Origin of the sequence: Shewanella maritima (genome assembly GCF_043643735.1) — a bacterium.
GTDB classification, from domain to species: Bacteria; Pseudomonadota; Gammaproteobacteria; order Enterobacterales; family Shewanellaceae; genus Shewanella; species Shewanella maritima_A.
This window is the reverse complement of sequence record NZ_JBHZSM010000003.1, coordinates 24045-37902: the sequence shown is the minus strand read 5'-3', so window position 1 is coordinate 37902 and position 13858 is coordinate 24045. Positions and strand designations below refer to the sequence as shown.

Annotated in this window: 13 protein-coding genes; 4 read left to right on the top strand and 9 right to left on the bottom strand. The window is 42.8% G+C overall.

Annotation, left to right across the window (positions count from 1 at the left end; all coding sequences use genetic code 11):
• Positions 1–82 precede the first annotated feature (82 nt).
• Positions 83–1741 carry a DNA repair protein RecN gene (gene recN, locus ACHUGF_RS04375; protein ID WP_394129578.1) on the top strand — a complete coding sequence of 553 codons (1659 nt, stop codon included), beginning with the start codon at positions 83–85 and terminating at the stop codon, positions 1739–1741.
• Positions 1742–1851: 110 nt separating this feature from the next.
• Complete coding sequence (locus ACHUGF_RS04370) at positions 1852–3033, top strand: hypothetical protein (RefSeq protein ID WP_394129577.1); 1182 nt, start codon at positions 1852–1854, stop codon at positions 3031–3033.
• Positions 3034–3101: 68 nt separating this feature from the next.
• Here ACHUGF_RS04370 and ACHUGF_RS04365 read toward each other — a convergent pair whose 3' ends face one another.
• The 9 genes from ACHUGF_RS04365 to glyA all read right to left on the bottom strand — a co-directional run bounded on the left by ACHUGF_RS04365 (position 3102) and on the right by glyA (position 10574).
• Positions 3102–3593 carry a phosphatidylglycerophosphatase A gene (locus ACHUGF_RS04365; protein WP_394129576.1) on the bottom strand — a complete coding sequence of 164 codons (492 nt, stop codon included), beginning with the start codon at positions 3591–3593 and terminating at the stop codon, positions 3102–3104.
• Positions 3593–4549: a thiamine-phosphate kinase gene (gene thiL, locus ACHUGF_RS04360; RefSeq protein ID WP_394129575.1), complete on the bottom strand. Its 957-nt coding sequence runs from the start codon at positions 4547–4549 to the stop codon at positions 3593–3595. Before thiL ends, ACHUGF_RS04365 begins: the two co-directional genes overlap by 1 nt.
• 101 nt (positions 4550–4650) lie before the next feature.
• Positions 4651–5049, bottom strand: a complete 399-nt coding sequence (gene nusB, locus ACHUGF_RS04355; protein WP_394129574.1) for a transcription antitermination factor NusB — start codon at positions 5047–5049, stop codon at positions 4651–4653.
• A gap of 11 nt (positions 5050–5060) precedes the next feature.
• Positions 5061–5540, bottom strand: coding sequence for a 6,7-dimethyl-8-ribityllumazine synthase (gene ribH / locus ACHUGF_RS04350; protein ID WP_394129573.1), 480 nt, complete (start codon positions 5538–5540; stop codon positions 5061–5063).
• 118 nt (positions 5541–5658) lie between these two features.
• Positions 5659–6762 (bottom strand): bifunctional 3,4-dihydroxy-2-butanone-4-phosphate synthase/GTP cyclohydrolase II, encoded by a 1104-nt coding sequence (gene ribBA / locus ACHUGF_RS04345; RefSeq protein ID WP_394129572.1) that lies wholly within the window; start codon positions 6760–6762, stop codon positions 5659–5661.
• Positions 6763–6811: 49 nt separating this feature from the next.
• Positions 6812–7471, bottom strand: a complete 660-nt coding sequence (locus ACHUGF_RS04340) for a riboflavin synthase (RefSeq protein ID WP_394129571.1) — start codon at positions 7469–7471, stop codon at positions 6812–6814.
• A 43-nt stretch (positions 7472–7514) separates the two neighbouring features.
• Entirely contained in the window at positions 7515–8654 is a 1140-nt protein-coding gene (ribD, locus tag ACHUGF_RS04335) for a bifunctional diaminohydroxyphosphoribosylaminopyrimidine deaminase/5-amino-6-(5-phosphoribosylamino)uracil reductase RibD (protein WP_394129570.1), read from the bottom strand.
• A gap of 76 nt (positions 8655–8730) precedes the next feature.
• Positions 8731–9201 (bottom strand): transcriptional regulator NrdR, encoded by a 471-nt coding sequence (gene nrdR / locus ACHUGF_RS04330; protein ID WP_394129569.1) that lies wholly within the window; start codon positions 9199–9201, stop codon positions 8731–8733.
• Positions 9202–9320: 119 nt separating this feature from the next.
• Entirely contained in the window at positions 9321–10574 is a 1254-nt protein-coding gene (glyA, locus tag ACHUGF_RS04325) for a serine hydroxymethyltransferase (RefSeq protein ID WP_394129568.1), read from the bottom strand.
• 277 nt (positions 10575–10851) lie between these two features.
• Here glyA and ettA point away from each other — a divergent pair, with 277 nt between their 5' ends.
• Together ettA and ACHUGF_RS04315 are read left to right on the top strand one after the other, a co-directional pair.
• On the top strand, positions 10852–12519 hold the full coding sequence (gene ettA / locus ACHUGF_RS04320; RefSeq protein ID WP_394129567.1) for an energy-dependent translational throttle protein EttA: 1668 nt from the start codon (positions 10852–10854) through the stop codon (positions 12517–12519).
• A 523-nt stretch (positions 12520–13042) separates the two neighbouring features.
• Positions 13043–13513: a LabA-like NYN domain-containing protein gene (locus tag ACHUGF_RS04315; RefSeq protein ID WP_394129566.1), complete on the top strand. Its 471-nt coding sequence runs from the start codon at positions 13043–13045 to the stop codon at positions 13511–13513.
• Positions 13514–13858: the final 345 nt, after the last annotated feature.

The following is a 13858-nucleotide window of genomic DNA, read 5'->3' as shown; positions in this document are numbered from 1 at the left end:
TGCAAAAACTTTACTGTATATAAAATCAGTATATACTGTTTATCAATACAGTGGTTGAGTAAATTTAAGACAGGACATCACTATGCTTTGCCAACTCAGCATTAATAATTTTGCAATTGTACGTTTCTTAGAGCTCGATTTTAAAGCGGGCATGACCAGCATCACTGGTGAAACTGGTGCAGGTAAATCCATTGCCATTGACGCGCTAGGTTTATGTTTAGGTAACCGTACAGATGCCAATTCATTACGCCCAGGTGCAACTAAAGCTGAGCTAAGTGCCAGTTTTTCTCTAGAAGATGTGCCTTTAGCCAAGCGTTGGTTAGAAGATAATGATCTAGATATGGATCATGACTGTATCTTACGGCGCACCATCAATGCTGATGGCCGCTCAAGAGCTTATATTAATGGTAATCCTGTCCCCGTTAGCCAATTAAAGTCTTTAGGGCAATTATTAGTGGGTATTCATGGCCAACATGCTCATCACGCCATGCTAAAAAGCGAGCACCAGCTTACCCTACTTGATGCATACGCAAACCATAAAATGCTGCTCGATGGCGTGCAAAACGCATATCAACGAACCAAGATAGCAGAGCAAACACTCGCAGAACTAGAGCACGCCCAGCAAGAACGCATAGCGAGAAAGCAGCTATTACAATATCAGGTTGAAGAATTAGATGAGTTTGCCCTGGGGTTAGATGAGTTCACTGAAATAGAGCAGGAACATAAACGCTTAGCCAATGGCAGTGAACTGATTGAAACTTGCCAACACACTCTTAATATACTCAATGAAAATGAGCAGGCTAATATCAATAGTTTATTGGTACATAGCATGTCAATGACCGATAAACTTGCTGAGATTGATCCTAACTTAACTTCAGTCTCTGAGATGCTCAATCAAGCATTAATCCAAGTACAAGAAAGTAGCGCCGAAATAGAAGCTTATGTTTCCAGTATTGAGCTCGATCCTCAACACTTTCAATACCTCGAAAACCGGTTATCTACTGCTATGCAACTTGCCCGCAAACACCACGTTCCTGCTGATGAATTAGCAAATTACCATCAGACACTGCAAGTTGAACTTGCCGATTTGAGTGCAGATGAAGAAAAACTGGATGAAGCTAAAGCGCAACTGCAACAAAGTCGTGAAGCTTATCAACAGCAAGCTCAAAAGCTTAACCAAAGCCGCACGCGATATGCCAAAGAGCTCAATAAACTGGTGACTCAATCAATCCAGCAATTGAATATGCCTAAAGGCAAATTCATGATTGAGGTGAACCATAACCCAGATCAGTTGAGTATTAACGGTGCTGATAAAGTTGAGTTTTTAGTTACCACTAACCCAGGGCTACCTTTGCAAGCTATCGCCAAAGTTGCATCGGGAGGCGAGCTGTCACGCATAGGTCTTGGTATCCAAGTTATCACAGCCAAAAAAGTGTCAACACCCACCTTAATTTTTGATGAAGTAGATGTAGGTATATCGGGGCCGACCGCTGCGGTAGTAGGTAAGATGTTGCGCAGTTTAGGCGAATCTACTCAAGTATTTTGTGTCACTCATTTACCGCAAGTTGCCGGTAATGGCCACCAGCATATGTTCGTCAATAAATTTAATAAAGGTGGCCAGACTGAAACCAAAATGACACCATTAAATAAGCAACAACGGGTAAATGAGCTTGCAAGGTTACTCGGTGGGGATATTATTACAGAGAACACCTTAGCTAACGCCAAAGAGTTACTGCAATAACATACAATGGCAGTAGAAGTTAAGCTATGCCTCAATAATGGTTATAGCTAATGTACTCACTGCCACTTTATTGTTAAATTAGCCAGCAACACTCACCACATTCAATATATATGTCTGCCATAGTTAAGTTTTTCGGTGCCCTATTTACGCTAATCTTCACCATTATTGGCCTCTTTACTGTGTACATCTTTGCAATCAACTTCAATGATGAGGCAAAATCTAATCACACAAAAACGGTCATCAGCTGGTTAGATAAGCGCAATATTGCTGAGCAAGAAAATGCCTTTCAACATGCCTTAACACTCGTTGGCACTAATGATGACATCTTTAATGACAGCCATGCTGTCCAAGGCCATTTCAACTTATCCACTGAAGAGATAAGTTTACTGGATGAATTTGAACAAGCGTGTATTCAGCAAGATATTAGTCACTGTCAGCAGTTTATCAAAGATAATCACACTGCTGCACAATCGTTACTTGCTGCTCAGCAGCAGATGATTGAATCTTATCAGCAGCTACAAACATTATCCTTGTGGCAACAATCTACTGAACTCGATGCGCCAAGACAGTCTTTGAATTACAAGTATCTAGGCAAAGCGAGCCAACTAGCATTCTTGTATACCCTGTTAAATGCAACGGAGGAAAGTGAGGTTGGAGGGGCTGAAACGGAGCATAAAGCAAATAATATCGCCATCGAAATACTGGACTTCCTAGCCGACGATTATCAGCTTTATGCTAATGTTTACCGTCATCCGCAGGATTTATACAGCAACATGTTCGCTGCAGGCATGCTCGAAACCAATATCCAGCTGACGCGTCAATGGTACCAGCAATTATTAGAAAGCCGCGCATCACAGAATGAAACCGTTAAACTTGCCCACATCTACCAACAATCATTGTCATATGAACAATCAAATTACCATACGCTACTCGCCGGTGAGTGGTTATTCAGCCACCAAACATTTGCACAATTAACCCAACAAGAATTTGAAATAAGCTCATTATCTAGCTATAGCGATGCATTGTTTAGCTATTTTCTTCAGCCGCAAAGTAGCGACAACACCAGAGCCCAATTCTCTGTAGAAGTAACACATTACCTCAATGGTACAACGGATAAGATTAATAATGACAGTCAAGCTATGTGTCACCTCCCACCTGTAGAGAAACTATGGGCAATGCGTTTTAATCCCGTTGGAAAGATCTTCAATTGCCTCAATCGTCCCAACTATTATTCGCAAATTGTTGAAACAAACAATGAACTTGAGCAAGCGCGATTGGCGTTATTCAACTAAATAAAGCTCATTATCGTAGAGACAAAAAAAGTCAGCATAAGCTGACTTTTTTATTAACCACTTAAAAACTACCAGAAATAGGCAATGGCTTGCAGACAGCCCAAAGCGAATATACCGGCGAGCACATCATCTATCATAATTCCAAAGCCACCATGGACTTTGGCATCGAGCCACTTAATCGGCCACGGTTTGAGAATGTCAAAAAAGCGAAATAGCACAAAACCCAGCAATAGCCACTGCCAGCCAGCAGGCACAGCAATCAACGTTATTAATAACCCTGCCACTTCATCCCAAACAATCGCACCATGATCATGTACTTGCATATCTTTAGCAGCTTTATCACAAATATAGATACCGATAACGATACTGATAAACGTTGCCAGTAAATACATAGGTAATGACAATTGTGCTAATAATAAAAATACCGGAATGGCCGCAACCGTACCAAACGTACCCGGTGCTTTTGCTGCCAAGCCACTGCCAAAACCTAATGCAAGAAAGTGGATAGGATTAGATAAGCTGAGACGTTTAACCGCAGGATCGTCAGAAAGAAGTTTCATTAGAAATGCTCAAAGCCATAAAAAGTGGGCTCAAACGGCTCACCTTTAAGAGTTAATTTTAATTTATTACCAGGACAAATTTGGCCAATTTTAACAAACTTAACCCCAGCATGGATCAACGCTGTATCAATGGCACCACGCTGAGATTCTGGTACTGTAAATAGTAGTTCATAATCTTCACCACCAGTGAGTGCATAACCCAGTGCTTCTTGCGGTGAAACGCTTTCTAGTAATGAAGGTGACATAGGAATCGCATCAACCTCAATATTGGCCCCTACATCAGACGCTTTTAAAATATGTTGAATATCAGAGACTAAACCATCAGAAAGATCAATCGCACTTGTCGCCAGGGTACGTAGCGCTTGTCCAGCAAGGACTCTAGGTGTCGGGTTATAGTGACGATTAATAAGGTAGCCTTCATGCTCAGCACTCACTGACACATTTCCGCGTAAAATATCTAACCCAAGTGCAGAGTCACCCAATGTGCCAGTAACGTAAATCCAATCACCATTTTGTGCACCGCTGCGTTTCAAAGCTTTCCCTGTAGGTACTTGCCCGTGAATAGTAATATTGATTGACAACGGACCACGAGTGGTGTCGCCACCAATCAGCGAAACACCATAGTATTCTGCAGCTTCAAATAAACCTTGGCTAAATGATGCTAACCAGCTTTCATCAACTGAAGGCATGGTCAAGGCTAGGGTCATCCACGCAGGTTCCGCCCCCATTGATGCCAAATCAGATAAGTTTACGGCTAGCGATTTATACCCAAGCGCACGGGGAGGTATGGAAGGTAAAAAGTGAACATTTTCTACCAAGGTATCACAAGAAATCGCGATGGATTTATTCTCGGCAGGCTGTACTAATGCGCAGTCATCGCCAATACTCAGTTCGACATCTTTGCGCTTGAGTCCTTGCTCACGAAAATACTTTTCAATCAGTTGAAATTCTTTCACAATCTTTTTAGCAGTTACCCACTAACCTACTCTGTTAGAAAAAGCATATTGATTAGAAATGAAAAACGGTATCCGAAGATACCGTTTTACCACGAGACTGATTACTTAACTAGCTTATCAAGTAGCCCATTTACAAACTTATGACTATCGTCAGCACCAAAGGCTTTAGCAAGTTCAATACCCTCATTGATTGCTACCTTAAATGGCACATCTTTGCGGAAAGTCAGTTCGTAAGCAGCGAGGCGTACGATGGCTTTCTCAACAGGTGATACATCATCAAAATCACGATCAAGGTGCGGCTTAATTAGCGCGTCAATTTGATCTGTTTTTGATGCGACACCAGCGAGCAATTCTCTAAAGTAAGCAATATCAACGCCATCAGTTTTTTGTTCAGTTAAAAACTCATGCTCAACATCTGCAACATTATTTTGGCTTAGTTGCCATGAATAGATAGCTTGAACGGCTAAACGGCGTGCCTTGCGGCGCTCTGAAGGCTTCATTAAATTTCCTACTATACCAACTGTTGTTCTAACTCTTGCAGTACATTAACCATTTCAAGTAGACCAAGGGCAGCTTCACCACCTTTGTTACCTGCTTTAGTACCAGAGCGCTCAATAGCTTGCTCAATGGTATCTGTGGTTAATACACCAAATGAAACAGGGATATCATACTCAAGTGCAACTTGAGCAAGGCCCTTATTACACTCACCTGCAACCATATCAAAATGTGGTGTACCACCTCTGATAACTGCGCCAAGTGAGATAATGCCGTCAAACTTGCCACTTGCAGCGACACGACGTGCTGCTAACGGTAATTCAACTGCGCCAGGTACACGCACAACGGTAATGTTGTCATCAGCTACCTGACCAAAACGTTTTAATGTATCAATTGCGCCTTCAAGCAGACTCTCAACAACAAAACTGTTGAAACGCGATACTACGATCGCCACTTTGGCATTTTTCGCTTCGATATTACCTTGAACTACGTTCATTTTATCTTACCTAATTTAGCTAAAGCACCCAGCCTGGGCGAAAGAGGCGGTATGATATCACAGCCTGTCGCTTCAAGCTCCATGCAATTAATGAAAATGTTAAATTGAGTCGCGGTGACTACTCACCTACGTACTCAGTCACTTCTAATCCAAAACCAGACAAAGAGTGATATTGCTTCGGCGTGCTTAATAAACGCATTTTGCTCACACCAAGGCTAGATAGGATTTGTGACCCTACACCTACACGGCGAGAAGTACCTTCCCAAGGTGCTGATGCCGGTGCTTCGCCTTTATCTTCAGCTTCAAATGATTTTACTTTGGCCAAAATGTCGCTGGTGTGTTCTTGATTACCCAATAACACCAACACGCCACCTTCGTTAGCAATACGCTCCATTGCATTTTCTAATGGCCAGCTGCGCTTTTGATCACGCTCAGAATGTAACAAGTCATTGAAGGTATTTTGCAAGTGCACCCGCACTAAACAATTGTCAGATACCTCGCCTTTGACTAAAGCAAAGTGTAACTGGTTATCAATAGTGTCTCTAAAGGTCACCATTTCAAATTCACCAAATCGTGTTGGCAACTGACACTGCGCTTCACGCACTACCGTGGTTTCTTTGTTATTACGATATTCAATTAGATCAGCAATGGTGCCCATCTTGATATCATGCTTTTTACTGAAAACTTCAAGATCTGGGTAACGGGCCATTGTGCCGTCATCGTTTAAAATTTCAACAATCACCCCTGATGGCTCAAACCCAGCAAGTCTCGCTAAATCACAACCTGCTTCAGTATGACCCGCACGAATTAACACACCGCCATCTTGCGCCATTAAAGGGAAGATATGACCAGGCTGTACCAAATCCGCGGCTTTTGCCTCTTTAGCAACTGCAGCTTGTACTGTCACAGCGCGATCATGGGCAGAAATACCTGTGGTTACGCCCTGAGCGGCTTCAATTGACACAGTAAAGTTAGTAGTGAACTGCGCATTATTGTTAGTCACCATCAAAGGTAAATTAAGCTGCTGGCAACGCTCTTTAGTCATGGTTTGACAAATAAGACCACGGCCATAGGTAGCCATAAAGTTGATAGCTTCAGGCGTGACACACTCAGCCGCCATGATCAAATCGCCTTCGTTCTCTCTGTCTTCATCATCCATCAAAATAACCATTTTACCTTGACGGATATCTTCGATGATTTCTTCTATGCTGTGTAACGCCATGTTAGGACCTTTTGATCGTCTTTCTTGTAGAGTTATTATTGATATATGTTTAACCCATGAACCCGCTTTTAGCGAGTAATTCCATGGTGACACCTGATTCATTTTGTGTCGCTTGGGCACTTGGGTCCACCAAACGCTCCAAATAGCGGGCGATTAAATCCACTTCAATGTTCACTTTGTCACCCGCTTGCATGTTAACTAATGTTGTTTCTGCTGCGGTGTGCGGCACAATGGTTAGTCTAAACTGTGCACCTTTGACTTCATTAACCGTTAAGCTAACACCATCGATGGTAATTGAGCCTTTATGAGCGATGTATCGGGCTAGAGATTGCGGTGCACTCAACCAAAACTCAATGGCTTGGCCACGCATCACGCGCTCATCAATCGTCGCAATGCCGTCCACATGCCCACTGACCATGTGGCCACCTAAACGTGTATTTGCTGTCACTGCTTTTTCTAGATTGACGGATTGACCAACCTGATAGTTAGCAAAACAGGTTAGCGCTACCGTTTCAGCCGACACATCAGCTACATAACCAGTTGCAAGACACTCAACCACAGTTAAGCAAACACCATTGGTTGCAATGCTGTCACCTAGCTTCACATCTGATAAATCTAATTTACCGCTATTCACTGTCAGACGAATATCATCGGCCTGACGCTGCAGTTTGGTGATTTCACCTAGGGCTTCGATGATCCCTGTAAACATAACACTCACTTTTCAATGTTGTACCTGCTATATGGGCAGGAAATTAGAATTCAATTATGTATCGTTTATCGTCGCCGATATTACGTTCATCTACCAATTGCATACTCGGCACGTCAGTCATCGCAGTGTAATTAGGTAAATTAAGCATGTTGCGACCGGCACTACCTAGAATTTTAGGTGCCTGATATAGCACTAAATCATCAGCAAGTTTAGTATCAACAAAACTGCCACATAATGTTGCCCCCGCCTCAACGAGTACAGAGTTACACTGATAGTGGTTGGCTAAATGTACTAGAACTGGCGCTAATTTTATGCGACCAAGCTCATCTAATTCACCATCCAAACACGTAACGTAGTCTGGAAATGCCTGTTTAACTTCATCAGTATAAGGAGCCGCTGACACTAAGATAATGTGAGACTGACTCTGGAACAGTTTCAAATCTGGGCGAAGTTTAGCATGAGTATCTAAAATCACCCTTATCGGTTGATGAGTTTCAGTCTCAGTTAATTGTTCACAAACACTGCCAAGCTCACTATAGCGAACATTAAGAGTGGGGTTATCAATCAATACAGTATTACTACCGGAGATTAACGCACACGATTGTGCCCTGAGCCGCTGCACATCTTGACGGGCCATTGGCCCAGTAATCCATTTCGACTCACCGTTAGCCAGTGCGGTTTTACCATCAAGGCTACTTGCAACCTTCAGAGTTACCCAAGGCAAGTTATGCTGCATCCGCTTCATAAAACCACGGTTTAATGTGAAAGCTTGTGCTTCATATAAACCAACATCAACAGTGATACCCGCATCGCGTAATAAGTTAACGCCGCGGCCTGCAACCAGTGGGTTAGGATCTAGCACCGCCACCACAACTCTGGCTACTTTGGCATTAATTAACCCTTCTGCGCAGGGAGGAGTCCGACCATAATGACTGCAAGGCTCTAAAGTCACATAGGCTGTTGCACCCTCTGCCGAAATACCAGCTTCTTTCAATGATGTTAACGCATTGGCTTCAGCGTGACCTTGCCCTGCCCGTTGATGATAACCTTGAGCGATCACTTCATCATCTTTAGTGATTACACAGCCAACACGAGGGTTGGGGCGCGTGGTGTAACGCCCTTTTTCGGCTAGTTGCAATGCAAGCGTCATCATTTTGCGATCAACAAGGGACCAATTAGCCATGATATTCCTATTCACAGTGTGCAAAAGTGGCTGTCATTGCAGGACTTAGCAATGATATCGTTCAATTTCTGTTAACTTATTTTTCTTTCGATGATTTATCGGTTTGTAAGCTAGCAATCGCTTCGCCAAATTCAGACACATCTTCAAAAGCGCGGTAAACGGAAGCAAAGCGTATATAAGCCACTTTATCTAATCCCATAAGTTGCTCCATCATCAAATTTCCGATCATCTCAGAATTGATCTCTCTCTCACCGGTCGCCCTTAGGAAGGATTTGATTTTACTGAGAGCTTGCTCAATCTGATCAATGGATACAGGGCGTTTCTCTACTGCTCGCAACATACCGCCGCGTAGTTTGTCTTCATCAAATGGTTGGCGTGTGCCATCTTGTTTAATCACACGCGGCATGACTAGCTCAGCCCCTTCAAAAGTAGTAAAGCGCTCATGGCACTCCATACATTCACGGCGGCGTCTTACTTGGTGGCCGTCAGCCACTAAACGGGAATCGATAACTTTGGTGTCGGTCGCGCTACAAAAAGGGCAATGCATTGTGCCTCCTGCAGAAAAACAAATGGCCGCTAACAGTAGCGGCCATAGAAGTTTATCTCATTTATAGCAGTTGGTTAAGCCAAAACCCTAAAAACTCAGAGTGGCCTTTGCCAATTTGATTAAGCGTAAACTGGGTACTTAGCGCAAAGCTCAAGTACTTGTGCTTTCACACGGTCAATCACATCTTGATTTTGCGCATCATCAAGAATGTCACAAATCCATGCAGTCAGTTGCTTACATTCTGCTTCTTTGAAGCCGCGACGAGTAATCGCTGGCGAACCGATACGAATACCAGAAGTCACGAATGGAGATTGAGGGTCATTAGGTACTGAGTTTTTATTCACAGTAATGTTAGCGCTACCTAGTGCAGCATCGGCTTCTTTACCAGTAAGACCACGGCCAATCAGATCAACTAGCATTAGGTGATTTTCAGTACCGCCAGAAACGATTTTATAACCGCGCTCGAGGAAGACTTCAACCATCGCTTTTGCGTTATTTACAACTTGCTGTTGGTAAACCTTAAATTCTGGCTCTAATGCTTCTTTAAAGGCAACCGCTTTACCTGCAATGACATGCATCAATGGGCCACCTTGGCCACCTGGGAATACAGCAGAGTTTAGCTTTTTGTATAACGCTTCATCGTCTGCAGCAGAGATGATAATACCACCGCGAGGACCCGCTAATGTTTTATGCGTTGTAGATGTCACAACGTGTGCGTGTGGTACTGGCGTTGGGTAAACACCTGCAGCAATCAAACCAGCAACATGCGCCATATCAACAAAAAGGTAAGCCCCAATTTTGTCAGCAATTTCACGCATTCTTGCCCAATCGACAATACCAGAATAAGCAGAGAACCCACCAATCATCATTTTAGGCTTGTGCTCTAGCGCTAACTGCTCCATTTCGTCATAGTCAATTTTACCTGACTCATCAATCCCATAAGGAATGATGTTATATAACTTACCAGAAAAGTTTACTGGTGAGCCGTGTGTTAAGTGACCACCGTGGGCTAGGTTCATACCTAATACAGTGTCACCTGGCTGAAGTAGTGCCATGAAAACAGCACTGTTAGCTTGTGAGCCTGAGTGAGGTTGTACGTTAGCGTACGTTGCACCAAATAGCTCTTTTACGCGATCGATTGCAAGTGTTTCAACAGTATCAACATACTCACAACCACCATAGTAACGCTTACCAGGGTAACCTTCTGCGTACTTATTAGTAAGCTGAGAACCTTGAGCTTCCATCACACGTGGGCTGGTGTAGTTTTCTGAAGCGATTAATTCGATGTGCTCTTCTTGACGAAGCGTCTCATCTTCAATGGCTTTGAATAACTGTGGATCATAATCGGCAATGTTCATCGCTTTTTTCAGCATGGTGACTCCATCACATGTATTAATATAGTAGGGTTGCGCGGTATTCTACTCTGCAACGAATGTGATTCACAGCCCAATTAACATGAAATTATCTGTGTTCTATTTTCAAAACGATTGCAAATATCAGGTAGTGTTTCACCTGAACCAAAGCCTATTACACCCTGTATCGCCATCATGTAATTGAGTAAAACTGCAGCACAAGCCGCGCTAACAGTTGAGTTAGACGGTTAATTGCGTAGAATTAGCTGCAACATAGTTCAAAGGAAGCACTGACCTCATGGCTCAATTCGTTTATAGCATGCTACGTGTCGGAAAAATTGTTCCGCCCAAAAAGCAAATTCTTAAAGACATTTCACTTAGCTTTTTCCCAGGCGCCAAAATTGGTGTCCTAGGTCTTAATGGTTCAGGTAAATCTACACTGCTTAAAATTATGGCAGGCTTAGATACTGAAATTGAAGGTGAAGCGCGCCCGATGCCAGGGCTTAAGATTGGTTACCTACCGCAAGAGCCAAAACTTGATGAGTCGCAAACGGTAAGAGAAGCCATTGAAGAAGCGGTCAGCGAAGCTAAAAATGCTCTTACCCGTTTAGATGAGGTTTATGCCTTATATGCTGAGCCTGATGCAGATTTTGATGCGCTAGCCAAAGAGCAAGGTGAGCTGGAAGCGATTATCCAAGCCACTGATGCGCATAACTTAGATACGATTCTTGATAGAGCTGCCAACGCCCTGCGTCTACCTGATTGGGATGAAAAAATTGAGGTGCTATCAGGTGGTGAGCGTCGCCGTGTGGCTATTTGTCGCTTATTGCTAGAAAAGCCAGAAATGCTGTTACTTGATGAACCCACCAACCACTTGGACGCAGAGTCTGTCGCTTGGCTTGAGAACTTCCTACAAGAATACAACGGCACTGTTGTTGCGATTACCCATGATAGGTACTTCCTCGATAATGCCGCAGGTTGGATTCTAGAACTTGACCGTGGTGAAGGTATTCCGTGGGAAGGTAACTATTCTTCTTGGCTTGAACAGAAAGATAACCGCCTAAAACAAGAAGCCGCCACAGAAAGTGCCAAGCAAAAAACCATTGCTAAAGAATTAGAATGGGTTCGCTCTGGCGCTAAGGGTCGTCAATCGAAAGGCAAGGCGCGTATGGCGCGTTTTGAAGAACTAAACACTAACGATTACCAAAAGCGTAATGAGACCAATGAGCTATTCATTCCACCAGGACCTCGTTTAGGTGACAAAGTCATTGAAGTCACCAACTTGACTAAATCATACGGCGACCGCGTATTGATTGATGATCTTACATTCACTGTGCCTAAAGGCGCTATCGTCGGCATCATAGGTGCAAACGGCGCGGGTAAATCTACCTTATTTAGAATGATATCCGGTGATGAACAGCCTGATAGCGGTAGTATTGAAGTGGGTGATTCAGTGCAAATTGCATCAGTTGAGCAGTTCCGTGACTCAATGAATGATAAGAATACAATTTGGGAAGAAATTTCAGGTGGTCAAGATATCATGCGTATCAACAATACGGATGTAGCAAGCCGCGCCTATGTTGGTCGCTTTAACTTCCGTGGTGGTGATCAACAAAAAATCATCGGCACTTTATCTGGTGGTGAACGTAACCGTGTGCATTTAGCCAAATTATTACAAGCTGGCGGTAACGTATTACTTCTCGATGAGCCAACAAATGACTTAGATGTTGAAACCTTACGCGCGTTAGAAGAGGCCTTATTGGAGTTCCCAGGCTGTGCCATGGTGATCTCGCATGACCGTTGGTTCTTAGATAGAATCGCGACTCATATCCTTGATTACCGTGACGAAGGTAAAGTTAACTTCTATGAAGGTAACTACACTGAGTACTCAACTTGGTTAAAAGACACTTATGGCGCTGATGTGGTTGAGCCACATAAGCTTAAATATAAGCGTATGACCAAATAGCAACATCTTACTACCAAAAACAGAGGCGATTTAGCCTCTGTTTTTCTATGCTTTGCCCAACAAAATATGCTGCCGATATAGCGCAATATTGAAGATGCGGTGCATAATATCAACTCATTAGAAGTGCAAGATCGCCAAGACGTTGAAGTATTAGAGCGTGACAAAACGCAAGCGCTGACTGAATACCAGCGCATTAATGAACCGCACAAGGCCAAATAATAAACCGTGTAGAAGTAGCCAACCGAAGAAGAAATAGCCCCAGAGCCAAAAGCAGATAAAGACTATGTACACTTTATTTGCTGATCAAACCGCTGTTAAGTAAGATGACAGCACAGAGAAAGTTGTGACGGTTAGAGCTGAAGAGTATTTCATGGGCATCAAGCCTACAACTCAGAAGTAAATTATCGAATTTACTAACCAATCGCTAGAGAAGTAACATTAAGTTAATCAAGAAAAACCATGCGAAAGGCTGACTTTATGTTCGAAAACAACAATAGCAGTGCTAGATAACACGAGAAAGAGTATGCAAACATTAGCTATATTTGTTGATGTACAAAACATTTACTACACCTGTAGGCAGGCATTCGGCAGAAGTTTCAACTATCGCTATTTTCTTAAGCAGTTCAGCTCACAATATCAATTGGTTTCCGCTACCGCCTATGCAATCGCCCCAAAAGACGATGGCCAAACAAAATTCCAAGATGCATTGCGCCACATGGGGTTTGAAGTCAAAACCAAACCTTATATTCAACGCAGTGACGGTTCTGCAAAAGGGGATTGGGATGTTGGCATTACCATCGACATTATGGATACAGCAGAAAAAGTAGATAACATCCTGTTGCTCTCAGGCGATGGAGATTTTGACTTACTTTTACGTCGAGTTCAGCAAGATAATTGTTATACTCAAGTGCTCAGTGTGCCTGAACTGACCGCTAAATCTTTACTTGATCACTGCCAACAACATCATTGTATTACCAAAGAATTTCTTCTTTGAATAACCTATTGCCCCACCAAAAATGCATAAAATACAAACGACTTGTTTACTAATTGAATTAATGAATAGCGCATAATCCATTCATCATCCCGTACTGTGACCCTCGCTAAAAAGCTTCACAATTACTTCGAGTTAACTTACTTAATCACACAAGCATCAAATGTCCTTTACTCACTTAACCGTTAAGACAATGACAACATTGTTATTGCATCGTTACTTCAATGCTTAGACTGACTGATATCGAGAGATTAAAATTAATTTAACCCAGCTCTAATTTATGTCACAATCAGTCATTCAAAATGTGCAAAACATTTTAAACATGTCCACGGCAATAATAAAACAATA